Origin of the sequence: Cupriavidus gilardii (assembly GCF_013347325.1) — a bacterium.
Taxonomy (GTDB): Bacteria; Pseudomonadota; Gammaproteobacteria; order Burkholderiales; family Burkholderiaceae; genus Cupriavidus; species Cupriavidus gilardii.
The window spans coordinates 1,083,135-1,104,825 of sequence record NZ_CP054626.1 but is presented as its reverse complement, the minus strand read 5'-3'; the positions used below and the strand labels follow the sequence as shown (position 1 = coordinate 1,104,825).

16 protein-coding genes are annotated in these 21,691 nt (G+C 70.5%); 9 read left to right on the top strand and 7 right to left on the bottom strand.

Annotated features, from left to right (window positions below; translation table 11 throughout):
* The first annotated feature begins 80 nt into the window (after positions 1-80).
* Positions 81-1,409 carry a phospholipase A gene (locus FOB47_RS15265; RefSeq protein ID WP_151023244.1) on the top strand — a complete coding sequence of 443 codons (1,329 nt, stop codon included), beginning with the start codon at positions 81-83 and terminating at the stop codon, positions 1,407-1,409.
* A 40-nt stretch (positions 1,410-1,449) separates the two neighbouring features.
* Here the strand turns inward: FOB47_RS15265 and FOB47_RS15260 are convergent, their stop codons facing one another.
* Complete coding sequence (locus tag FOB47_RS15260; protein WP_174781459.1) at positions 1,450-1,866, bottom strand: thioredoxin family protein; 417 nt, start codon at positions 1,864-1,866, stop codon at positions 1,450-1,452.
* A gap of 89 nt (positions 1,867-1,955) precedes the next feature.
* Positions 1,956-2,558, bottom strand: a complete 603-nt coding sequence (gene grpE / locus FOB47_RS15255) for a nucleotide exchange factor GrpE (protein ID WP_053821490.1) — start codon at positions 2,556-2,558, stop codon at positions 1,956-1,958.
* A gap of 263 nt (positions 2,559-2,821) precedes the next feature.
* On the opposite strand from grpE, the gene FOB47_RS15250 reads away from it, so the two are divergent.
* Positions 2,822-3,007, top strand: coding sequence for a hypothetical protein (locus FOB47_RS15250; protein WP_053821489.1), 186 nt, complete (start codon positions 2,822-2,824; stop codon positions 3,005-3,007).
* Positions 3,008-3,020: 13 nt separating this feature from the next.
* Here FOB47_RS15250 and FOB47_RS15245 read toward each other — a convergent pair whose 3' ends face one another.
* From FOB47_RS15245 to hrcA, 3 genes are all read right to left on the bottom strand, one after another.
* Complete coding sequence (locus FOB47_RS15245) at positions 3,021-3,416, bottom strand: RNA-binding S4 domain-containing protein (RefSeq protein WP_174781458.1); 396 nt, start codon at positions 3,414-3,416, stop codon at positions 3,021-3,023.
* Positions 3,413-4,528 (bottom strand): ferrochelatase, encoded by a 1,116-nt coding sequence (hemH, locus tag FOB47_RS15240; RefSeq protein WP_053821487.1) that lies wholly within the window; start codon positions 4,526-4,528, stop codon positions 3,413-3,415. The genes FOB47_RS15245 and hemH overlap by 4 nt, the downstream gene beginning before the upstream one ends.
* Before the next feature lie 64 nt (positions 4,529-4,592).
* A complete protein-coding gene (gene hrcA, locus FOB47_RS15235) occupies positions 4,593-5,630 on the bottom strand; it encodes a heat-inducible transcriptional repressor HrcA (protein WP_053821486.1) in 1,038 nt (345 codons plus the stop codon).
* Between the two features lie 102 nt (positions 5,631-5,732).
* Between hrcA and FOB47_RS15230 the strand changes: the two genes are divergently transcribed.
* The 4 genes from FOB47_RS15230 (at position 5,733) to FOB47_RS15215 (ending at position 10,850) form a co-directional block, all read left to right on the top strand.
* Entirely contained in the window at positions 5,733-6,650 is a 918-nt protein-coding gene (locus FOB47_RS15230) for an NAD kinase (protein ID WP_053821485.1), read from the top strand.
* A gap of 84 nt (positions 6,651-6,734) precedes the next feature.
* Positions 6,735-8,453: a DNA repair protein RecN gene (gene recN / locus FOB47_RS15225; RefSeq protein ID WP_174781457.1), complete on the top strand. Its 1,719-nt coding sequence runs from the start codon at positions 6,735-6,737 to the stop codon at positions 8,451-8,453.
* Between the two features lie 80 nt (positions 8,454-8,533).
* Positions 8,534-9,013 carry a hypothetical protein gene (locus FOB47_RS15220; protein ID WP_174781456.1) on the top strand — a complete coding sequence of 160 codons (480 nt, stop codon included), beginning with the start codon at positions 8,534-8,536 and terminating at the stop codon, positions 9,011-9,013.
* Between the two features lie 193 nt (positions 9,014-9,206).
* Positions 9,207-10,850 (top strand): S8 family peptidase, encoded by a 1,644-nt coding sequence (locus FOB47_RS15215; protein ID WP_174781455.1) that lies wholly within the window; start codon positions 9,207-9,209, stop codon positions 10,848-10,850.
* A 50-nt stretch (positions 10,851-10,900) separates the two neighbouring features.
* Here FOB47_RS15215 and rrtA read toward each other — a convergent pair whose 3' ends face one another.
* Together rrtA and glnE are read right to left on the bottom strand one after the other, a co-directional pair.
* Complete coding sequence (gene rrtA / locus FOB47_RS15210) at positions 10,901-11,494, bottom strand: rhombosortase (protein WP_174782448.1); 594 nt, start codon at positions 11,492-11,494, stop codon at positions 10,901-10,903.
* Between the two features lie 66 nt (positions 11,495-11,560).
* A complete protein-coding gene (glnE, locus tag FOB47_RS15205) occupies positions 11,561-14,371 on the bottom strand; it encodes a bifunctional [glutamate--ammonia ligase]-adenylyl-L-tyrosine phosphorylase/[glutamate--ammonia-ligase] adenylyltransferase (protein WP_244959472.1) in 2,811 nt (936 codons plus the stop codon).
* 249 nt (positions 14,372-14,620) lie between these two features.
* Between glnE and FOB47_RS15200 the strand changes: the two genes are divergently transcribed.
* The 3 genes from FOB47_RS15200 (at position 14,621) to tldD (ending at position 21,483) form a co-directional block, all read left to right on the top strand.
* On the top strand, positions 14,621-18,961 hold the full coding sequence (locus FOB47_RS15200) for a YhdP family protein (RefSeq protein ID WP_174781453.1): 4,341 nt from the start codon (positions 14,621-14,623) through the stop codon (positions 18,959-18,961).
* A gap of 62 nt (positions 18,962-19,023) precedes the next feature.
* Complete coding sequence (locus FOB47_RS15195; protein ID WP_390884853.1) at positions 19,024-19,905, top strand: carbon-nitrogen hydrolase family protein; 882 nt, start codon at positions 19,024-19,026, stop codon at positions 19,903-19,905.
* 117 nt (positions 19,906-20,022) lie between these two features.
* Complete coding sequence (gene tldD / locus FOB47_RS15190; RefSeq protein WP_053821481.1) at positions 20,023-21,483, top strand: metalloprotease TldD; 1,461 nt, start codon at positions 20,023-20,025, stop codon at positions 21,481-21,483.
* The last annotated feature ends 208 nt before the right edge of the window (positions 21,484-21,691 follow it).

The following is a 21,691-nucleotide window of genomic DNA, read 5'->3' as shown; positions in this document are numbered from 1 at the left end:
CCCGTGCTAGGCTTTGCCGCGTTGCCATTCCCGGCCGTGCCAGGCGTCCTATCCGGCACGGCCCACCACCATCTCCGATGATGCCGTTGCTCCGAACCCCGTCCGCGGGGCGTCGTCCGCGCCTGCTCGCGCCTGCCGCCGCCGTTTCCGCCATCTCTATCGCCCTCGGCGTGCTGTACGCGCCGTCCGCCCGCGCCGCGATCGCGCTGCTGCAGCCGCCGCGCGTACTGGACGGCGCCCAGCCGCTGCGGCTGACGCTGCTGGTCACCGCCGACACGGCCAATCGCAGCTATCTGGTGCCCGATACGCTGGAAGTGGTCGCCTCGCCGGAAATGCTCGCGCCGGTGCGCATCTCGATGCGCCGGATCACGCCGGGCCCTGCCACGGTGCGCCTGCGCCGCGGCGAGAACCGCACGATTCAATACCAGGGCGAGATCCCGCCGACGCTGCGCGGCCAGATCCGGCTCGATCCAGTGGGCCTCGACGCCGCGCCGGTGCTGGTGACGCTGAACCAGTCGGGGGTCACGCCGCCGGCCACCGCGGCGGCGCCGGCCGCCTCTGCGGCACCGGCCACCGCCGCCGCCACGCCGGCCGCCGAAGGCGAACAGCACGCCGATGTCGCCGCGACGCCGGTCGAGCCGGTACTCCAGCCGAAGGGACCGGGCCAGCCCGTCTACGATCAGCCGATCCTGACGGGGGGCAGCCGCCTGACCTTCAACGATCCGATGTACTACGCGGTCGGCGCGCACGGCGGCGCCAATGCCAAGTTCCAGTTCAGCTTCAAGTACCGCATCTTCGAAGGCCGGGACCCGAACTCGCGCTACTGGCTGGACAACCTGTACCTGGGCTACACGCAGTTCTCGCTATGGGATCTGTCCGAGGAATCGAAGCCCTTCCACGACACCAACTACCGGCCCAGCATCTTCTACTACCTGTCCGATACCGGCGTGCGCAATCGCTGGATCAGCCGGCTGTCGGTGGCGACCGGCCTCGAGCACGAGTCCAACGGCCGCGACGGCGACCAGTCGCGCAGCGTCAATACGCTGTTCCTGAAGCCGACCTTCCACTTCGGCGAGACGGACGACTGGCACTGGACCGTGACGCCCAAGCTCTACTACTACCTCGAGAAGAGCGACAACAGCGATATCGCGCGGTACCGCGGCTATATGGATCTGCGGGTCGCCTACGGCAAACCCGATTCGTGGGAACTGGCGGCGACGGTGCGCAAGGGCACCCGCCAGTGGTACGGCAGCGTGGATGCGCAGTTCACCTACCCGATGGGCCGGCTGATACCGGGCACGGCCGGCTATCTGATGGCCGGCTACTTCGTCGGCTACGGCGAGAGCCTGCTGGACTACAACCGCAAGACGCCCTGGCAGTTTCGCATCGGCTATTCGCTGAACCGCTGAGTCGCCGCCGGACCGCGAAGCCGCGGCGGCGGCCGGCCTGTCATCCGGTCAGCGGCTTGCCGCTCGCCTTCAGCCGCGCGTTGGCGACCGCCGCGGAGAACTGTCCGATGCCGTGCCAGCCGGTGGCGCGGCCCAGCTTCTTGCCGCGGTGGAAGAACATGAACACCGGGATGCCGTACAGCCCGAAGCGCCGTCCCAGCGCCGGATGGGTGTAGACGTCGGCATGCAGCCAGTGCAGATCGAGCGCGCGCAGCGGGTCCGGGTTGGCCAGCATGGCCTTCTTGGCCATCTCGCAGTTGTAGCAGTCCTCGCCCCAGAAGAACACGCAGACCAGGTCGTCGCCGGCCGCGGCGAGCGCGTCGTCGATGGTGTCATGATCGACCGCGCGCATGCCGAAGGCCTCGAAGGCGCGGTGATCCGTGTGGGGCGCCGGCGCTGCGCCGAACGGGTAAGGCATCGCATTTCTCCACAAACGAGAACGCCCGGTGCCGAAACGGCGCCGGGCGTGGCTGCGCATCGGTGGCAGGCCGGTCTGCCCGCCGACCCTTACTTCGGCGCAGCCACCGTCACCAATGCGGGCCGCAAGACGCGGTCCGCGATCAGATAGCCGCGCTGCAGCACGGCCACCACCGTGTTGGGTTCCTGATCCGACGGCACCATCGAAATCGCCTGGTGCCGATGCGGGTCGAACTTCTCGCCGACCGGATTCAGCTCGACCATGCGGCCCTTCTCGAAGGCGCTGGCCAGCTGCTTGGCGGTCAGCTCGACGCCCTCGCGCAGCTTGGCGATATCGCCCGATCCATCGGCCAGCGCGGCCTGCAGGCTGTCCATCACCGGCAACAGATGCTCGGCGAAGCTCTCGATGGCGAACTTGTGGGCCTTGGCCACGTCCTCCTGTGCGCGGCGCCGGATGTTCTCGGACTCGGCGACGGCGCGCAGATACAGATCGTAGTTCTCGCGTGCCTTGGCTTCCTGTTCCGCCAACTGTGCGGCCAACTGCGCCGCCGGCTGGTTCGCCACGTCATCCGCGGCGGCGGCAGGCTCGGCCGATTGGTTTGGCGTGGCCGATTGCGCGGCTTGCGCTTCGGCGGCCTGGTCGGCGGGCGAGGTCGGCGGCGTGTTGGATGGCGTTTGCTTCTGGTCTTCCATGTCGATCCGTTTCAGAACAAGTTGCGGCCGCACATGGCGGTCCGCCTGGGGTCAATCGGAATTCAGCTGGCAACTGGTGGCGCCAAGCCGATATTTCAAGAGCGGATGGACATCTGCAACGAAACATCAGCTTACAAACTTAAACCAGTGCTGCGAGAAGTGAAATTGCTTTGCTGCAGTGCAGCTTCTAAGATAAATCCAAAAAAACGACAAAACTGCCGGGGTGCCGTCTCCTATTGCAGTCTTCCTGCCGGGGCAAGGCCATGCGCAAGCTGCCGAAACCGTCCAACAAGACGCCGAAGTTCTCCGTGTTCACGTTGCTGGTGCTGCTTTCGCTGGTGGCGCTGACCGTCTTCATCTGGCTCTCGGACGGACTGGCCCCGCGCGACAGCGTCGCCGGCGGCGCCGATCCGGCGCTGCGCCAATACATCATCCAGTACTCGCGCTGAACGTTTCAGCGGCTTACCCTTTGAAATCGTCGATGCGGCGGCGATCCCGCTTGGTCGGTCGTCCCTGTAGTTGCGACGCTGGCTCCACATGGAAACGCCGCCGCTCGGCTTCCGCGGCACGCCGCGTGCGGCTCTCCTCGGTTTCCTCATAGAGCGTCTGGGCCACGGACGCCGGCCCGCGCGCCGGGGCGATGCCCTTGACCACCAGCTCCCAGCGCTGCTGATGGGCGTCGATGCGCACCGTGTCGCCCGGCTTGACCTCGCGCGAATTCTTGCATGGCTGCCCGTTGACCTCTACGCGGCCGCGTTCGACGGCCTCCGCCGCCAGCGAGCGGGTCTTGAAAAAGCGCGCGCACCACAGCCACTTGTCGATCCGCTGCCGCGCATCGTCTTCATACGACGGATTCATGCCGCGGCCCCCCTTGCCTGCGCCAGCGCGCGCCTCGCTTCCAGTTCGTGCGCATGCGGCAGTCGCAACGGCCAGCCCTGCATATGCTGCAGCGCGATCTCCGACAGCGCGGTGATCCAGAAGGGCGCGTCGTTCAGGCACGGAATGAAGTGGAATTCCTTGCCGCCGGCGACCTTGAATTCGGACTGCCCTTCCATCGCGATCTCTTCCAGCGTCTCGATGCAGTCGGCCGGAAAGCCAGGGCAGAACACGTCGACCCGCGCGGTGCCGACCTTGCCCAGCTCGGTCAGCGTCGGTGCCGTATAGGGCTGCAGCCACTCGGCCTTGCCGAAGCGCGACTGGAACGTGACCTGATACTGGCCAGGCTGCAGGCCCAGCGCCTCGCCCAGCATGCGGCCGGTCTTCAGGCATTCGCAGTGATATGGGTCGCCCAGCTCCAGCGTGCGCCGCGGCACGCCGTGGAACGACAGGATCAGCCGGTCGCCGCGCGCGAAATCGGGCGCCCCATGCTGGGCCCAGTAGGCGCCGACCTGCTGATGCAGCGCCCCCAGATAGGCCGGGTGATCGTGGAAATGTTTGACCAGGCGCAACTCGGGCTGATTGCGCCATTCGCCCAGCACGCGGAACAGTTCGTCGAAGGCGGTCGCGGTAGTGGTGCCGGAATACTGGGGATACATCGGCAGCGCCAGGATGCGCTCGCAGCCCTGGCGCCGCAGCGCCTCCATCACCGACGGGATCGACGGGTTGCCGTAGCGCATCGCGCAGGCGACCGTCACGTCGTGGCCCTGCTGCGCCAGCAGCTGCTGCAGCGCATGCGCCTGCCGCTCGGTATGCACCAGCAGCGGCGATCCGGTCCGGTGCGCCTCGCGCAGCCAGATCGATTCGTACTTCAGCGCCGACGCGCGCGAGCGCAGCGGCAGGATCAGCCCGTACAGCACCGGCAACCAGGCGGCGCGCGGAATCTCCACCACGCGCGGATCGGACAGGAACTGCTTCAGGTAGCGTCCGACCGCCTTCGGGGTCGGCTCGTCCGGCGTGCCCAGATTGATCAGCAGGATCGCCGTGCGGGGCGCCTGCCCATGCCGGTAGGCAGGTTCTGCGGTAAATGTCATAGGGATTCCGGTATCGCTGGGGCGCGAAGGCCGCCCTGCGCGTGGCGGCCCGCCCTGGCCGCCATCAGTTCTGGCTGCTCAGCGCGCTCGACAGCAGCCGCGCCGTGATATCGACGATCGGGATCACCCGGTCATAGGCCATCCGCGTCGGGCCGATCACGCCCAGCGTGCCGACGATCTGGCCATCGACCTCGTACGGCGCGGTGATCACCGCCATGTCCTCGAGCGGCACCAGCCGGCTCTCGCCGCCGATGAAGATCTGCACGCCCTCGGCGTGGCTCGACACATCGAGCAGCTGCAGCAGGCTGGTCTTGTGCTCGAACACGTCGAACAGCCGGCGCAGCTTGTCCATGCTCGAGGCCAGGTCCTCGACCTCGAGCAGCTTGCGTTCGCCCGAGATATAGACCTGCTCGTCCTCGTCGGCCATCGCGCTGCTGCCGGCCTCGACCGCGGCCTGCATCAGTTCCGACATGTCGATGCGCAGCGCCTTCAGTTCGTCGCGCAGCCGCTCGCGCACGGTGTCGAAGCGCATGCCGGCGTAATGGGTGTTGATGAAATTGGCGGCCTCGACCAGCTGCGACGCGCTGTAGGGCAGCTCGGTCTGGATGATGCGGTTCTGCACGTCCCCTTCGGGCGTCACGATGATCAACAGGATGCGCTTGTCGGACAGCCGCATGAACTCGATCTGCCGGAACGCCTGCGCGCGGCGGGGGGTCATCACCACGCCGGCGAATTGCGACAGGTTCGACAGCGTGCGCGCGGCCGTCGTGATCATCCGCTGCGGGCTCTGCTCCTGCGCACCGAGTTCGCCCTGGATCAGCCCGGCCAGCTTGGTGCGGTCGAACTGGGTATCGAGCGGCTGGGCCGTCAGCATGGTATCGACGAACAACCGGTAGCCGCGCGGGGTCGGGATGCGCCCCGCCGACGTGTGCGGGCTGGCGATGAAGCCCATCTCCTCCAGGTCCGACATCACGTTGCGGATGGTCGCCGGCGACAGGTCCAGTCCCGAGTACTTCGACAGCGTACGCGAGCCGACCGGCTGCCCTTCGGCGATGTAGCGCTCGATCAGGGTCTTGAGAAGGGTTTTCGCTCGTTCGTCCATGGTGTCCCGATTTTACGCAAGTTTTGCGCGGTGGGGCTCGCTCTGGCACTCGTCCCCCGGGCCGTGCTGACAATGGTCATGGCGGTATGGTCTAATCCGGGCATGTCTGCACACCCCAAGTCCGGCGCCGCGCACGCGCCCTTTCGCACGGTCGCCCTGGTCGGCAGGTATTCGACCGCGGGCATCGAAGGTCCGCTCGAGGAGCTGGCGGCCTGCATCCTGCGCAATGGCCAGGACGTGGTGTTCGAACGCGAGACCGCGCTTGCCACCGGCCTGACGGACTACCCCGCGCTGTCCGCCGAAGAGATCGGCCGCGAGGCCGACGTCGCCGTGGTGCTGGGCGGCGACGGCACGCTGCTCGGCATCGCCCGCCAGCTGGCCGGCTTCTCGGTGCCGCTGATCGGGGTCAACCATGGCCGCCTCGGCTTCATGACGGACATCCCGCTGGAGGATGTGCAATCGGTGCTGCCGGCCATGCTCAGCGGCCACTACGAGCCCGAGAACCGCATGCTGCTCGAATCGCGCGTGATCCGCGACGACGGCGTGATCTTCTCCGCGCTGGCCCTGAACGACGTGGTGGTCAATCGTTCGGGCATCTCCGGCATGGTCGAGCTGGCGGTCTCGGTGGACGGCTACTTCATGTACAACCAGCGTTCCGACGGCCTGATCGTGTCGACGCCGACCGGATCGACGGCGTATGCGCTGTCGGCCGGCGGGCCGATCCTGCATCCGACGCTGTCGGGACTGGTGCTGGTGCCGATCGCCCCGCATGCGCTGTCGAACCGCCCGATCGTGCTGCCGCACGATGCCGAGGTGTCGATCGAGGTGGCCACCGCGCGCGATGCCAGCGTCAATTTCGACATGCAGTCGCTGACCTCGCTGCTGCCCGGCGACCGCATCGTGGTGCGCCGCTCGGCCAAGACCATCAACCTGCTGCACCCGGTCGGCTACAACTACTACGCGACGCTGCGCAAGAAGCTGCACTGGCACGAGTACCCGACCGAAGACAACCGGCTCTGAGCGCAAGCGTCCCGCATCGTCAGCCTCGCCGCCTCAGCCGGTCCCGATCCCTCACCAAGTCACCGCCGCCCTCCGTCTCCCAAGATGCTGCGCAGCCTGTCCATCCGCGATTTCGTCATTGTCGATACGCTCGACCTCGACTTTTCCGCCGGCTTTACCGTGTTCACCGGCGAGACCGGTGCCGGCAAGTCGATCCTGATCGATGCGCTGGCGCTGGTGCTGGGCGAGCGCGCCGATGCCGGCGTGGTGCGCGAGGGCGCCGCGCGCGCCAGCGTCAGCGCCACCTTCTCCACGCACCCCGCGCTGGACGCCTGGCTCAACGAGCAGGCGCTGGCCGAGGACGACGGCAACGTGCTGCTGCGCCGGGTCGTCGACGCCAACGGCCGCAGCAAGGCCTTCATCAACGGCAACGCCGCCACGCTGGCGCAGCTGCGCGAGGTCGGCGACCAGCTGGTCGACATTCACGGACAGCACGCGCACCAGCTGCTGCTGCGGCCGGACGCGCAGCGGCTGCTGCTCGATGCGCATGCCGGCCTGACCGCGCAGTCGGCCGCGGTCGCCGAAGCCTGGCGCACGTGGCGCGCCTGTGTGCGCCAGCGCGAAGCGGTCGAACAGCAGTCGCGCGAGATGCAGCTTGAACGCGAGCGGCTCGAATGGCAGGTCGGCGAGCTCGACAAGCTGGCGCCGCAGCCCGATGAATGGGAGGCGATCCAGGCCGAGCACAAGCGGCTGTCGCATGCGGCCAATCTGCTCGAGGGCGGCCGCGCCGCGCTCGACGCGCTGTCCGAGTCCGACGGCGCGGTGCTGTCCGCGCTCAATGCGATGGTCCATCGGCTGCGCCAGCTCGCCGAGGTCGACCCCGCGCTGGGCGATGTGGTGACCGCGCTCGAAGCGGCCGAGGTGCAGGCCGAGGAAGCGGCCCACTCGCTGACCCGCTACGTCGACCGGCTCGAGCTCGATCCCGAACGGCTGCAGGTGGTCGAGGAGCGGATGCAGGCGCTGCACACCGCGGCGCGCAAGTTCCGCGTGCCGCCCGAACAATTGCCGGACGAATTGCTGGCGCGCCGCCAGCAACTGGACGATCTGCAGGCCGCGCAGGACCTGAACAAGATCACCGCGCGCGAGGCCGCGGCCCGCGCCGCCTATCTGACCATTGCGCGCCATCTGAGCGAGAGCCGGCGCGAGGCCGCCGAGCGGCTGTCGGCGGCCGTCACCGAGGCGATGCAGGGCCTGTCGATGGCCGGCGGCAGCTTCACCGTGGCGCTGCACCCGCTCGACGAAGGCGCCAGCCACGGGCTCGAGCAGGTCGAGTTCCTGGTTGCGGGCCATGCGGGGGTCAGCCCCCGCCCGCTGGCCAAGGTCGCATCGGGCGGCGAACTGGCGCGGATCAGCCTGGCGATCTCGGTGATCACCAGCGAGGCCGCGCCGACGCCGACGCTGATCTTCGACGAGGTCGACACCGGCATCGGCGGCGCGGTCGCCGAGGTCGTCGGCCGCCGGCTGCAGGAACTGGGCCGCGCCCGCCAGGTACTGTGCGTGACCCACCTGCCCCAGGTCGCCGCGCAGGCCGGCACCCATCTGCTGGTCAGCAAGGAGACCGTCGGCGATGGCGGCGAGGCCGTGACGCGCTCGCAGATCCGCGTGCTCGACGCCGCCGGCCGCGTGGTCGAGACCGCGCGCATGCTGGGCGGCGCGACGGTGACCGCCACCACGCTGCAACATGCGGAAGAGATGCTGGCGCAGGGCGCGCGCGGCGTGCCGGCGGCCAAGGAAGGCCGCCGCACGCGCCGTGCGGCGAGCTGACGCCGGCGGCGCACGGCCGCGCCGACGCGCCGACGCATCATCGACTCGCAACAACCAATCGCACCGACACAGGAAACCCCATGCTCTTCGCCAAGCCGCCCTCGACCCTCGACGACCCGGCCGCCACGACCGGCGCCGCTGGCCTGGCGCGCCGCCCGGTCAGCCGTCCCACGCGCCGGCTGACGCTGGCGGTGGCGCTGTGCGGCCTGGCGCTGGCCGCCGCCTGCAGCTCGAAGCCGGCCATGCCGCCGCCGGGCAGCATCACCGACGACCGCGCGGTTGGCGACATCCTGGTCCGCTTCACGCCGCCGGCCGTCGATACCTCGCTGCAGGCCGGCGAACTGCTGGCGCAGGCCAAGGGACCGATCCGCTTCGTGGTCAAGCGCCCGATGTCCGGCGGCACCTGGCTGGTGACCGCGATCTCGCCGTCGCCTGAGGCCACCATCGAGCAGGCGGTCAGCACGCTGCGCGCGCTGCCGCGGATCGAAGCGGCCGAGGCGGACCGCCGCCTGACGCCGAGCCGGCCCAAGCCGACCGGGCGCGACATGCCGGCGAACTGAAGGCGCGGCGCCGGCGGCCGTTAACCGATGGGGAAGCGGATCGAGGCAAGCGAACCGCCCCGAACGCCACCCCGATAGCGTGCGCTGTCGGACTGCCGCCGATTGCCCGACCGCATTCCCCTGACTATCGTTTAGCCACATGCCCGCGAGCGCCGGCCGCTGCACCCCGGCTTCGCCCTTCCCGGAGGTGTTCATGCCGCGTTCGATTCCGCCCGTCGCCCTGCGTCTGGTCCTGGCCGCCGCCGTCTCGGCGGGCGCCCTGCTGCCCCCCTCGGCCGCGATGGCCGCCCCGAATCCGGACGCCCGTCCGGCACCGGTCTACAGCGGCAACATCATCGTCCGCTGGAAGGATGCCCCGGCCGGCAGCGCGCTGATGCCGGCCGAGGCCGCCGCCGAACAGGTGCGCAAGGTGGCCGAGCAGACCGGCATCGGGCTGACCGTCAAGCGGCAGATGGGCGGCAACCTGGCGCTGCTCGGCGTGCCGGCCGGCAAGGGTGCCGATCCCGAGGCGGTGGCCGCGCAGCTGCGCCAGGATCCGCGCGTGGCGGACGCGGTGCCGGACCGCTGGCTGCGGCCGCACGACACGGTGCCGAACGATCCCGAATTCGCCATCAACCAGCCGTATCTGGGCTCGCCTTCGCTGGTGACCGGTGCCGCCAACCTGCCCGCCGCCTGGGATCGTTCGCGCGGCAACGAAGGCCTGGTGATCGCGGTGGTCGATACCGGCGTGCTGCGGCACCCGGACCTGGCCTCGCGTCTGGTGGCAGGCTATGACTTCATCGCCGACCCGCAGTATTCGCAGGACGGCGACGGCCGCGACGGCGATCCGACCGACGCCGGCGACTTCGTGCCGCAGGGCTTCGCCTGTCCCGGCATGCCGGCCGCGCGGGATCTGCGCCCCAGCACCTGGCATGGCACCCGCGTCGCCAGCGTGCTCGGTGCGATCACCAACAATGGCCAGGATGTCGCCGGCGTCGACTGGAATGCCCGCATCCAGCCGCTGCGCGTCTCCGGCCGCTGCGGCGCGCTGCTGTCCGATACCGTCGACGCGATGCGCTGGGCCGGCGGCCTGCCGGTGCCGAACGTGCCGAACAACCCCACGCCGGCGCGGGTCGTCAATATCAGCCTCGGGGCCGGCAGTTGCAGCACCTTCGAACAGCAGGCCGTCGATGAACTGGCCGCGCGCGGCGTCGTCGTGGTGGCCGCCGCCGGCAACAGCGCGGGCGCGGTCGAAGCGCCGGCCGACTGCCGTGGCGTGATCGCGGTCACTGCCCATGTCGACGACGGCGAAAACGCCAGCTATGCCAACGTCGGCCCGCAGATCGCAATCAGCGCCCCGGGCGGCGGCTGCCCCAACAGCAAGGTGTCCAACAACACCTGTCTGGTGCCACCGTCGACGATCCGCACGCTGACCAACGACGGCGAAACCACCGCGCGCAACTACACGCTGGTGAACTCGCAGGGCACCAGCTTCGCCGCGCCGATGGTGTCGGGCGTCGCCTCGCTGATGCTGGCCGTCAACGGCAACCTGACCAGCGCGCAGGTGACCGAACTGCTCAAGAGCAGCGCGCGTCCGCATCCGGCCAATACCTATTGCACGACCGGCAATAACGCCGCCAATTGCGGCGCGGGGCTGCTCGACGCGAATCGCGCGCTCGCCGCGGCCGCGGGTGCACCGATTCCCCCGGCGCCGCCCCCTGCCGCCAACGGCGCGGGTGGCGGCGGCGACGGTGGCGGCGGCGGTGCCGTGCCGCTGTGGAGCGGCGCGGCCCTGGCGCTGGCCGGCCTGCTCGGCGTGCTGTTGCCCGCGAGCCGTCGCCCGCGGCAGCAGCGCTGAAGCGGGCGCTGAAGGGGCGCTGAAGGGGCGCTGAAGCGAGGACCGGCGCGCTAGCCCACGGCGGCGCGCCGCTGCCCCCACCACTGCTGCGCCAGCCACCAGCCGAAGCCGGCCACCGCGCCGGCCGCATGGGCGGCGCGCACCACGCCGAACCCCCACGCCGCATCGAAGCGTACCGGCGCCAGCCAGGACTGTTCCAGCCACAGCTTGAGCAGCACGCCGGCGGCGAGCGCAACGCCGATCGCGCGGGACCAGCGGTCGGCTGCCAGCAGACGCAAGGCGCCCCAGACCGCCAGTCCATGCAGCGCGCCCGACAGTCCGCCATACCAGCGCAACACCGGCTGCCACAGCAGCGCGACCTGCACCGCGACCCCGCAGACCACCAGGGCCAGCAGCATCTGCCGTGCGCCGGCGGCACGGCCGGTCAGCAGCAGCAAACCCAGGGCCGCCAGCAGATTGCCGAGCCAGTGGCGTCCATCCAGGTGGACCCACATCGCGGTCAGCAGCCGCCACCATTGGCGGTCGCCGCCGGGCAGCATCAATGCATCGCGCAGATAGAGGCCGTGCGCATACAGCCACGGCACGAAGGTAAAGGCCGCCGACAGCGCGCCGATCGCCGCCACCGCGCCCAGGGCCGGCCCCATGCGCCGCCATGCGACCGGCCGCGCCGGGGCGCTCGCGCCGCCGCCGTGTTCAGCGCTCACCGGCGCTCAGTCCTCGCCGAACACGGCCTGCCATAGCGCGCGCACATCGCGCGCCTGCGCCTCGATCGTCTGCGGCGGCACGCGCGCCTGATCCTGGCCGTCGAGCCGCAGCTTGTGCTGGCGCGCGCGGAAGGTCCGGTAGGCATCGCCGACCGATTCGGCCAGCGTGGCGTCGATCAGGCCGAGCTGCCCGGCCATCCGCAGCAGCGCGATATTGCCGGCATTGCGCGTCAGCTCGGGATGGGCGCGGCTGTGCAGCAGCACCAGGTATTGCACGGTGAACTCGATGTCGACCATGCCGCCGCGGTCGTGCTTCAGGTCGAAGCGGTCGCTGCGGTTCGGATGGCCCTCGGCCACCTTGTGGCGCATCGCGACGATCTCCTGGCGCAGCGTGTCGGCATCGCGCGGCTGGCACAGGACCTCCTCGCGCAGCCGCTCGAAGCGCGCGCCCAGCTCGCGGTCGCCGGCGCAGAAGCGCGCGCGCGTCAGCGCCTGGTGCTCCCAGACCCAGGCGGTGTTCTCGCCCTGGCGCAGCTGATAGCGGCGGAACGACTCGAAGCTGGTGACCAGCAGCCCGGCGGCGCCGTTCGGGCGCAGCCGCGTGTCGACATCGAACAGCATGCCCGCGGCGGTATGGCTGGTCAGCCAGGTGATCAGGCGGCGCGCATAGGCCGCGTAGATCTCGGCGGCGCCGTCGTCATCGTCGTCGTGCAGGAAGATGATGTCGAGGTCGGACGCGTAGCCGAGCTCCTTGCCGCCCAGCCGGCCATAGGCGATCACCGCGAAGCGCGGCGTGTCGCGATGGCGCATCGGCAGTTGCTGCCAGACCGCGGCCAGCGTGACGTCGAGCATCGCGTCGGCCAGATCCGACAGGCGGTCGGCGATCTGCTCGACCGTCAGCCTGCCGTGCAGGTCCTGCAGCAGCACGCGAAAGGTCTCCGCATGGTGCTCGCGGCGCAGGATGTCCATCTGCGCCTCGATCTGACCGTGAGCCGCCAGCAGGCGCTCGCCGAGCCGGGCACGAAAGGCGTCCCAGTCCGGCACGCTGGCCAGCGCCTCGGCGTCGAGCAGTTCGTCGAGCAGCTGTGGATGCCGCGTCAGATAGCTCGCGGCCCAGCGCGACGCATGCAGGGTATGGGCGACACGCTCCATCGCCTGCGGATACTCGGACAGCAGCGACAGATAGGAGGCGCGCCGGCTGATCGCATCGAAGAAGTCGAGAAAGCGCGCGATGGTGGCATCGGCATCGTCCTGCCGCCCCGCCAGGTCCAGCGCGCGATTGACCAGCAGATCGAAGCGCGCGCGGCTCTGCTCGGACAGCGCGCGATAGCGCGGCGAGCTCGCGGTGGCGCGCAGCCGCTCCAGCAGCCCGCCGCAGTCGGAATAGCCGGCCTGCGCGAGCCGCGCGCACGGCGCCTCCTCGTCGTCGCCATGCGCCAGCGCCGGCCATAGCGTCTCGGCGGGCGCCTGGCCCTGTTCCGGGTCGGAGAAGGTGACCTCGAACTGCTGCGCCACCGGCTCCTGCAGCTCGGCCAGGCGGGCCAGCAGCGCCGGCCAGTCCGGGCAGCCCATCATCCGCGCGACCGCGGACTGTTCCTCTTCGCTGGTCGGCAGGTGATGGGTCTGCGCATCGTCACGATACTGCAGCCGGTGCTCCAGCTGGCGCAGGAAGCGATAGGCGTCGGACAGCTGCAGCGCCTGCCCCGCCGGCAGCAGCCCGCGCTCGACCGCGATCGCCAGTACCTCCAGCGTCGGCCGCGCGCGCAGCGCCAGATCCTGGCCACCGCGGATCAGCTGGAACACCTGCGCCATGAACTCGATTTCGCGGATGCCGCCGCGCCCCAGCTTGATATCGGCCGAGCGCTGGTTGACGCCGTGCCCGGCCAGGCCGCCGCTGCGCTTGGCGGCCTCGGCGCGGATCTGCGCGTGCAGCGAGCGGATCGCGGCGATCACGCCGTAGTCCAGATAGCGGCGGAACACGAACGGCGTGGTCAGCCGCCCCAGCTGGTCGGCGGCGCGTTGCGCGTGCCGCGTGGCCAGCGACGACACCACGCGGCCCTTGATCCAGGCATAGCGCTCCCATTCGCGCCCCTGCACCACCAGGTATTCCTCGAGCATGCCGAGGCTGCAGGCCAGCGGTCCGGCGTCGCCGTTGGGCCGCAGCCGCATGTCGACGCGGAACACATAGCCGTCGGCGGTGGTCTCGGCCAGCACGCTGATCAGGCGACGGCCCAGGCGGGTGAAATATTCGTGGTTCGACAGGCTGCGCTGGCCACCTTGGGTATCGCCATCCTCGTCGTACAGAAAGATCAGGTCGATGTCGGACGACACGTTCAGTTCGCGGCCGCCAAGCTTGCCCATGCCGACCACGATCAGTTCCTGCACTTCGCCGCTGTGCTCGCCGACGGGCCGGCCGAAGGTCGGCGCCATGTCCTCGGTCAGCGTGGCCAGCGCATGCTGGATCGACAGTTCGGCCAGGTCGGTCATCGCGCCGGTCACCTCGGCCAGCGTGGCCAGGCCGCGCAGATCGCGCTCGATGACGGTGCACATCACCTCGGCGCGCAGCCGGCGCAGCGCCTGGCCGATCGCCTGCTCGGCATCGGCGGCGGGCTGGCGCAGCGTCGCCAGCCGCGCTTCCATCCAGACCCGCGTCAGCGGCTCGGCGCTGGCCTGCGCGACCAGCGCGGGCAGTTCGGGCCGGGCCTGCATCACGCGGCGCACGTAATGCGAGGCGGCCGCCGAGTACAATGCGTGTCCCTCGCAATCGGCCGGGTCGAGACCGGTTGCGGCCGTCAGCGCGAAGGCGCCGCTGGCCATGCCGCCCAGGCCGCCGGCCGCGGTGGCGGCATCGATGGCAACGGCGGCAGCGGCATCAACGGCATCAACGGCGGCGGCAGCGTGCCGGCCGGCGCCCGCCTGGGAACTCGCGATATCTGGGGAAGTCATTCCTGTCACTTGGATGGATCGCGGCGGAGGATCGCCGCGCGAGGAACCATGCGCCACCGGTAACGCCGCCCGGGCTGGCTTCGAATTGGAGAGCGGCTAGTATTGTCGGATAATCTGCGCATGTCCAGCCGCGCCACCCCACCCGCCGAACGCCCCACCCCGTCCAGCGGCGCGGCAGCAGCCCCAGGGCCGGCAGGCGCGGACGCCGCGGCCGGGGCCACCGCCGCCCCAGGCGCCGATCCCAGCGGCTCCAGCACCCATCCCTCCGGCAAGCCGCTTTCGACCTCGGCCTGGCGCCGCCGCGCCGGCCAATTGATCGGCTGTCTGAAGGCTTCGCCCCGCGCCATCGGGCGCGCCATCGCCGCCGCGGTGCGGCACCGCTGCTGGGGCTGGATCGCGCGCTGGCTGCTGCGCATCGGCGTGGCGCTGGCGGCCGTCGCCGCGGTGCTGTTCCTGCTGATGCGTTTCGTGCTGTGGCCGCAGGCCGCCGGCGCACGCGCCTGGCTGGAGCAACGCGGTTCGGAGGCGCTGTCGGCCCGGCTGACCATCGCCGCGCTGGAAACGACGTGGGACGGCTGGCATCCCGCCTTCCATGCGCGCGGCGTGCGGCTGGTCGACGCACAGCAGCGCGTGCTGCTGTCGGCGGACACGCTGCAGGGCGCGCTGTCCTGGCAGTCGCTGAGCGCGCTCGAGCTGCGCTTCGCCCGCTTCGATGCCAACCACGCCGACGTGCTGGTGCACCGCTCCGCCCAGGGCAAGCTGGAGGTGGCCGGCATGCCGATGCGCATGCAGGACAGCAGCGGCGACGATCATCGCTTCCTCGACTGGCTGCTGGCGCAGGGCTCGGTCACGCTGACCGGCGGCAAGGTGCGCTGGCTCGACGAGCAGCGCGGCCTGCCGGTGCTCGAGGTCGGCGACATCCTGCTGCGCTCGACTCGCAGCGGCGCCCGCCACGACCTGCGGCTGGAAGCACGCTCGGCCGCGCTGGCCGCCCGCCCGCTGGTGATCACCGGCACCTTCCGCCATACCTATCTGCATGCGCAGGGAGACTGGCGCAACTGGCGCGGCCAGGCCAGCTGGGATATCGGCCAGCTGCAGCTGCCGGCGGTGCAGCGCTATTCGAGCCTGTTCGAACAGGTCGACAGCGGCGTGCTGAGCAGCGACGGCACCATCGAATTCGCCAATGGCGAGATGCTGCGCAGCCAGGCGCGGCTGCGCGCCAACGCAGTCGATCTGCGCCTGGCCGGCGCGGCCGAGCCGCTGCGGCTGAATCAGTCGCAGGCGCTGTTGCTGCATCGGCGCGAAGGCGCCGACAACCAGCTGACCATCGACACGCTGCTGTGGGAGCCCGCCGGGGCGCAGGCACAGGCCAGCGGCGGCGCCTGGCGCGACGGCATGCGCCGCGTCACGCTGCGCTGGGCGCGCGACGACAATGGCGCGCTGCGGCGGCTGGCGCTGAAGGCGCCGACGCTGGACCTCGACGCGCTGCGCGCGCTGTCGACCGCGATGCCGCTCGATACCGCGCTGGCCCGCAAGGTGCGCGCGCTGCGGCCATCGGGCCGGCTCGACAATCTCGACATCACCTGGACGCGCGAGCGCGGCGGCCTGCTGCAGCGGCAAGGCGGCCCTGCCCGCTACCAGGTCCAGGGCACGCTGCGCAATGTGTCGGTGCGCGAGCAGCCGGCCGAACCGGCCTACGACAAGGACGGTCACGCCAATCTCGGCGTGCCCGGCTTCAGCGGGCTGTCCGGCAGCTTCTCCTTCGACCAGCAGGGCGGCAACGCGCGCTTCGAGGGCACCCAGGCCACGCTGATCTTCCCCGGCGTGTTCGAAGACCCGCGCCTGCCCTTCGACGAACTGGCCGGCGCGTTCCAGTGGCGCCGCGAGGGCGGCAAGCTGGCGGTACGCAGCGACGGCATCCGCTTCGCCAACGCCGATACGGCCGGCACCGTGCGCGGCAGCTGGCGCGAAGGCGGCGACGGCCATGCCGGCATTGCCGAGCTCGACGGCGAGCTGGCCCGCGCGCAGGTCGCGCGCGTGCCGCGCTACCTGCCGCTGCACGTGCCCGCCAGCACGCGCCACTATCTGGCGGGCGCGCTGGCCGGCGGCGAGTCCGAGGCGGTCCGCTTCCAGGTCAAGGGCGACCTCGCCCACTTCCCCTTCCACGGCGACGCCGCGCGGCATGGCGACTTCCGCGTCGACGTGCCGCTGCGGCAGGCGTCGTATCAGATCGATCCGCGCGGCCCCGACGGCAAGCCGCTCTGGCCGCTGTTTACCGAGATCGAAGGCAGCCTGCAGTTCGAGCGCGGCGCGATGGCGCTGAACGTCGAGCGCGCCTCGGTGCAGGGCCTGCCCGGCGTGGCGCTGCGCGACATCAAGGGCCGCATCGACGAGCTCGACCACCGCGGACGGCTGACGCTGGACGGCAGCGCCAGCGGCCCGATGCAGGGCTTCCTGCGCTATATCGCCAGCAGCCCGGTGCGCGAGTGGACCGGCAACTTCACCGGCGAGGCGCGCGGCCAGGGCAACGGCGAACTGCGTCTGAAGCTCGACCTGCCGCTGGCCGATGCCGCGCGCAGCAAGGTCGACGGCCAGTACCGGCTGACCGGCAACGATGTGGTGCTTGCACCGGGCCTGCCGACGCTAGGCGGCGCCACCGGCACGGTCGCCTTCAACGAGCACGGTTTCCAGCTCGACGCGGTGCGCGCCCGCCTGCTCGGCGGCGAGGTGCGCGCCAGCGGCGGCACCCAGTCCGACGGCACGGTGCGCGTGACCGCGGCGGGCAGTGCAAACTCGCGCGGCATCGCCGAGGCGCTGGCCGGGGCCGGCCTGAGCCCGCTGGCGCGCCGCTTCGACGGCAACGCGAGCTACCAGGCCATCATCGGCGTGCGCGAACGCCAGCCGGTGATCTCCTTCACCGCGGATCTGGCCGGCATGGCGGTCGACCTGCCGGCCCCGCTGGCCAAGCCGGCCGGCCAGCCGGCGCCACTGCGCTTCGAACTGCGCCCGCTGGCCGGACGCGCGGGCCACGAAGAACTCGAACTGCAATACGGCGCAATGATGAGCGCGCGCTATCTGCTGCGCCGTGGCGCCGGCGGCGTCGAGGTCGTCAACGGCGGGATCGGCATCGGCCAGCCGGCCCCCACGCCGGCGACCGGTGTCAGCGCCGCGCTGGCGGTCGAGCGTTTCGAGCTGGACGGCTGGCGCGCGGCGCTGGCCGGCAACCCGGGCAACCCAGGCAACGACAGTGACGGCGCCCCGCGCGGGCCGGTCACGGCCTCCTACTTGCCCGAGCGCATCACCGCACGCTCGCGCACGCTGCTCGCGTTCGGCCGCGAGCTCGACGACGTGACGCTGGACGCCGTGCGCGCGCCGCAGTCCGGCGATCCCGGCTGGCAGTTCCGCCTGGACTCGCGCCAGATCGCCGGCCAGATGCAGTGGCGCGCGGTGCCGTCGAGCCCCGGTGGCGCGCTGACGCTGCGGCTGTCGCGGCTGAACATTCCCGACAGCCAGGACACCAGCCAGGTCGCCGACGCGCTGGCCGGCCAGATCGAGGAGCTGCCCTCGATCGATCTGCAGGCCGAGCGCTTCGAGCTGCGCGGCCACGACTTCGGCAAGCTGCAGGTCAAGGCGCACAGCGCGCTGGACAATGGCGAGCCGGTATGGACGCTGGAATCGCTGACGCTGGAACAGCCCGGCGCCACCTTCACCGGCCAGGGCAGCTGGCGCGTGCCGCGGCGCGTGCGCGACAGCGGCAAGGCCGGCGGCCAGCGCCGCACGCTGCTCAGTTTCAACGTCGACGTGCGCAATGCCGGCGACGTGCTGGATCGGCTCGGCATGCCGCACACGCTGCGCGACGGCAAGGGCAAGCTCGAGGGCCGCATCCGCTGGATCGGCTCGCCGCTGGCGATCGACTACGCCTCGCTGAACGGCCGCGTGGCGCTCAAGCTCGAGAACGGCCAGATCGTCAGCGTCGAGCCCGGCGCGGCCAAGCTGCTTGGCGTGCTGAGCCTGCAGAGCGTGATGCGGCTGGTGACGCTCGACTTCCGCGGCATCGCCGGCCAGGGCCTGGTGTTCGACGAGATCAGCGCGACCGGCACCATCGAGAACGGCATTGCCAGCACCAGCGATTTCCGGCTGAAGAGCCCGCAGGTCAGCGCGGCAATGACCGGCAGCGCCAATCTCCCGCAGGAAACTCAGGATCTCGAGGTCGCACTGGTGCCGCGCATCAACGCGACCTCCGCCTCGGTCGCCGCCGCCTTCATCAATCCGGCGCTGGGCATCGGCACGCTGGCGGCGCAACTGCTGTTCGCCGACGAGTTCTCCAAGGCCTTCACCCAGCACTACAAGGTCACCGGGAGTTGGGCCGAGCCGCGTATCGCCAAGGTGGGCGACAATAATGCCGACGGGCAACGGCGCGCACCCGACCGCCGCCAGCCCGAGCAGTCCTACATGCCGTAATTGCCGTAATTGCCGTAACTGCGGCAATGCCGCAATGTTCGCCATCGCGCCGAGGAAACGTCATGCCAGCCGCCGACCCCGCCACCACGCCAGCCAACCCAATCGCTACACGCTCCGCCGCGCCGCGCGCGATGCGTGTGGCGGCGATCCAGACCGTGACCGGCACCGCGCTCGACGCCAATCTGGCGCGCGCCGACGCGCTGATCGCCGCCGCCGCGCGCGGCGGCGCCGAACTGGTGCTGCTGCCCGAGTATTTCTGCCTGATGGGCCGCCAGGACAGCGACAAGGTCGCGGTGCGCGAGCAGGACGGCGACGGGCCCATCCAGCACTTCCTCGCCGATGCCGCACGGCGCCACGGCATCTGGCTGGTCGGCGGCACGCTGCCGCTGTGGTGCGAGGACGCCGAGCGGGTCCGCAACAGCTCGCTGGCCTTCGATCCGCGGGGCGAACGGGTGGCGCGCTACGACAAGATCCACCTGTTCGGCTTTACCCGCGGCGAGGAGCGCTACGACGAGTCGCGCACCATCCTGGCCGGCCGCGAGCCGGTGACCTTCGATGCGCCGTGCGGCCGCGTCGCGATGTCGGTCTGCTACGACCTGCGCTTCCCCGAGCTGTATCGGCAGATGGCGAGCACCGACAGCGAGAACGGCCTGGCCTTGATCCTGATGCCCGCCGCCTTCACCTACACGACGGGGCAGGCGCATTGGGAGATCCTGCTGCGCGCCCGCGCGATCGAGAACCAGTGCTATGTGCTGGCCGCGGCCCAGGGCGGCAAGCACGAGAACGGCCGCTGCACGTGGGGCCATTCGATGCTGGTCGACCCCTGGGGCGAAGTGCTGGCCATGCTGCCCGAGGGCGAAGGCGTGGTCAGCGGCACGCTGGACCCGGCGCGCATCGCCGAAGTGCGGCAGAACCTGCCTGCGCTGCGCCACCGGGTGCTGTAGCATGGACACCCGTAGTACCCGACCGAACACATGGGCGCCGCACCAGCCGGCGCCCCACCCTTGCGGCTGCCGGCCCGATGCCGGGCAGCGCGACACCGAATCCAACAGAGGACATTCATGAACGCCGGCGATCTCGGAATCCGCAATCTCGCCACCGCGCAGCAGCTGCTGCTGACCCCGTACGGGCTCGATGAAGCCCGGCTGCAGCGCGTGCTGGCCGACATCTTCACGCACAAGGTCGACTACGCCGACCTGTATTTCCAGTACACCCGCAGCGAGGCCTGGAGCCTCGAGGAAGGCATCGTCAAGTCGGGCAGCTTCAATATCGACCAGGGCGTCGGCGTGCGCGCCGTGTCCGGCGACCGCACCGCCTTCGCCTACTCGGACGAGATCAGCCTCGAAGCGCTGCTGCAGGCCAGTGCCGCGACGCGCACCATCGGCAAGGTCGGCAGCGGCCGCACCAAGGTGGCGGGCTCGCTGGCCTCGCACGGCGGCCGGGACCTCTACGCGCCCAACGATCCGCTCGATTCGATGCCGGCGGCCGAGAAGGTCGCGCTGCTCGAGCGCGTCGAGAAGATGGCGCGCGCCAAGGACCCGCGCATCGTGCAGGTGATGGCAGGCCTGGCCGGCGAATACGACGTGGTGCTGATCGCGCGCAGCGACGGCGTGATTGCCGCCGACGTGCGGCCGCTGGTACGCGTGTCGGTCACGGTGATCGCCGAGCAGAACGGCCGCCGCGAGATGGGCACCTCGGGCGGCGGCGGCCGCTACCACTACGGCTACTTCACCGACGACCTGCTGCGCACCTATGTCGACGAGGCGGTGTCGTCGGCGCTGGTCAATCTGGAGGCGCGCCCCGCCCCGGCCGGCGCGATGACGGTCGTGCTCGGCCCGGGCTGGCCCGGCGTGCTGCTGCACGAGGCAGTCGGCCACGGGCTGGAAGGCGACTTCAACCGCAAGGGCTCGTCGGCCTTCGCCGGCCGCATGGGCGAGCGCGTCGCGGCCAAGGGCGTCACCGTGGTCGACGACGGCACGCTGGAAGGCCGCCGCGGTTCGCTGAACCTCGACGACGAGGGCAACCCGACCCAGTGCACCACGCTGATCGAGGATGGCATCCTGCGCGGCTATATCCAGGACACGCTGAACGCGCGGCTGATGAAGATGCCGGTGACCGGCAACGCGCGCCGCGAGAGCTTCGCCGCGCTGCCGATGCCGCGCATGACCAACACCTACATGCTGAACGGCGACCGCGACCCGCAGGAGATCATCGCCAGCGTCAAGCGCGGCCTGTACGCGGTCAACTTCGGCGGCGGCCAGGTCGACATCACCAACGGCAAGTTCGTGTTCTCGGCCAGCGAGGCCTACCTGATCGAGGACGGCAAGATCACCGCGCCGGTCAAGGGCGCGACGCTGGTCGGCAACGGCCCGGAATCGCTGAAGGACGTCACGATGATCGGCAACGACATGCGGCTGGACTCCGGCGTCGGCGTCTGCGGCAAGGAAGGCCAGAGCGTGCCGGTCGGCGTCGGCCAGCCGACGCTGCGCATCGAGAACATGACGGTGGGCGGCACCGCCTGACGGGCTGCCCGGCGTCGGTGCTGCTGCAGCGCCGACGCCACAGCCGGGACCGTCCGGCCGTTTCGGCGCGCTTGCCAAGCGTGCCGAAACGGGCTATAAAGTGGCTTCGTTGCCGACGCTGGCCGCCTGGCCGCCGCAAAAGGCAGACGAAAACCAGCGCAGTACCGACCGATTTCCGACTGAATACCGCCCTGCCCTCCCTGATGTC

Coding starts and splice junctions, on each gene's coding strand:
- grpE (WP_053821490.1), bottom strand. CDS start 2,558: ATGGAAGACCAGAAGCAAACGCCATCCAACACGCCGCCGACCTCGCCC.
- glnE (WP_244959472.1), bottom strand. CDS start 14,371: ATGGCCAGCGGCGCCTTCGCGCTGACGGCCGCAACCGGTCTCGACCCG.
- tldD (WP_053821481.1), top strand. CDS start 20,023: ATGAACGCCGGCGATCTCGGAATCCGCAATCTCGCCACCGCGCAGCAG.
- hemH (WP_053821487.1), bottom strand. CDS start 4,528: ATGACATTTACCGCAGAACCTGCCTACCGGCATGGGCAGGCGCCCCGC.
- FOB47_RS15265 (WP_151023244.1), top strand. CDS start 81: ATGCCGTTGCTCCGAACCCCGTCCGCGGGGCGTCGTCCGCGCCTGCTC.
- FOB47_RS15200 (WP_174781453.1), top strand. CDS start 14,621: ATGTCCAGCCGCGCCACCCCACCCGCCGAACGCCCCACCCCGTCCAGC.
- rrtA (WP_174782448.1), bottom strand. CDS start 11,494: ATGGGGCCGGCCCTGGGCGCGGTGGCGGCGATCGGCGCGCTGTCGGCG.
- recN (WP_174781457.1), top strand. CDS start 6,735: ATGCTGCGCAGCCTGTCCATCCGCGATTTCGTCATTGTCGATACGCTC.
- FOB47_RS15195 (WP_390884853.1), top strand. CDS start 19,024: ATGCCAGCCGCCGACCCCGCCACCACGCCAGCCAACCCAATCGCTACA.
- FOB47_RS15230 (WP_053821485.1), top strand. CDS start 5,733: ATGTCTGCACACCCCAAGTCCGGCGCCGCGCACGCGCCCTTTCGCACG.
- FOB47_RS15260 (WP_174781459.1), bottom strand. CDS start 1,866: ATGCCTTACCCGTTCGGCGCAGCGCCGGCGCCCCACACGGATCACCGC.
- hrcA (WP_053821486.1), bottom strand. CDS start 5,630: ATGGACGAACGAGCGAAAACCCTTCTCAAGACCCTGATCGAGCGCTAC.
- FOB47_RS15220 (WP_174781456.1), top strand. CDS start 8,534: ATGCTCTTCGCCAAGCCGCCCTCGACCCTCGACGACCCGGCCGCCACG.
- FOB47_RS15245 (WP_174781458.1), bottom strand. CDS start 3,416: ATGAATCCGTCGTATGAAGACGATGCGCGGCAGCGGATCGACAAGTGG.
- FOB47_RS15250 (WP_053821489.1), top strand. CDS start 2,822: ATGCGCAAGCTGCCGAAACCGTCCAACAAGACGCCGAAGTTCTCCGTG.
- FOB47_RS15215 (WP_174781455.1), top strand. CDS start 9,207: ATGCCGCGTTCGATTCCGCCCGTCGCCCTGCGTCTGGTCCTGGCCGCC.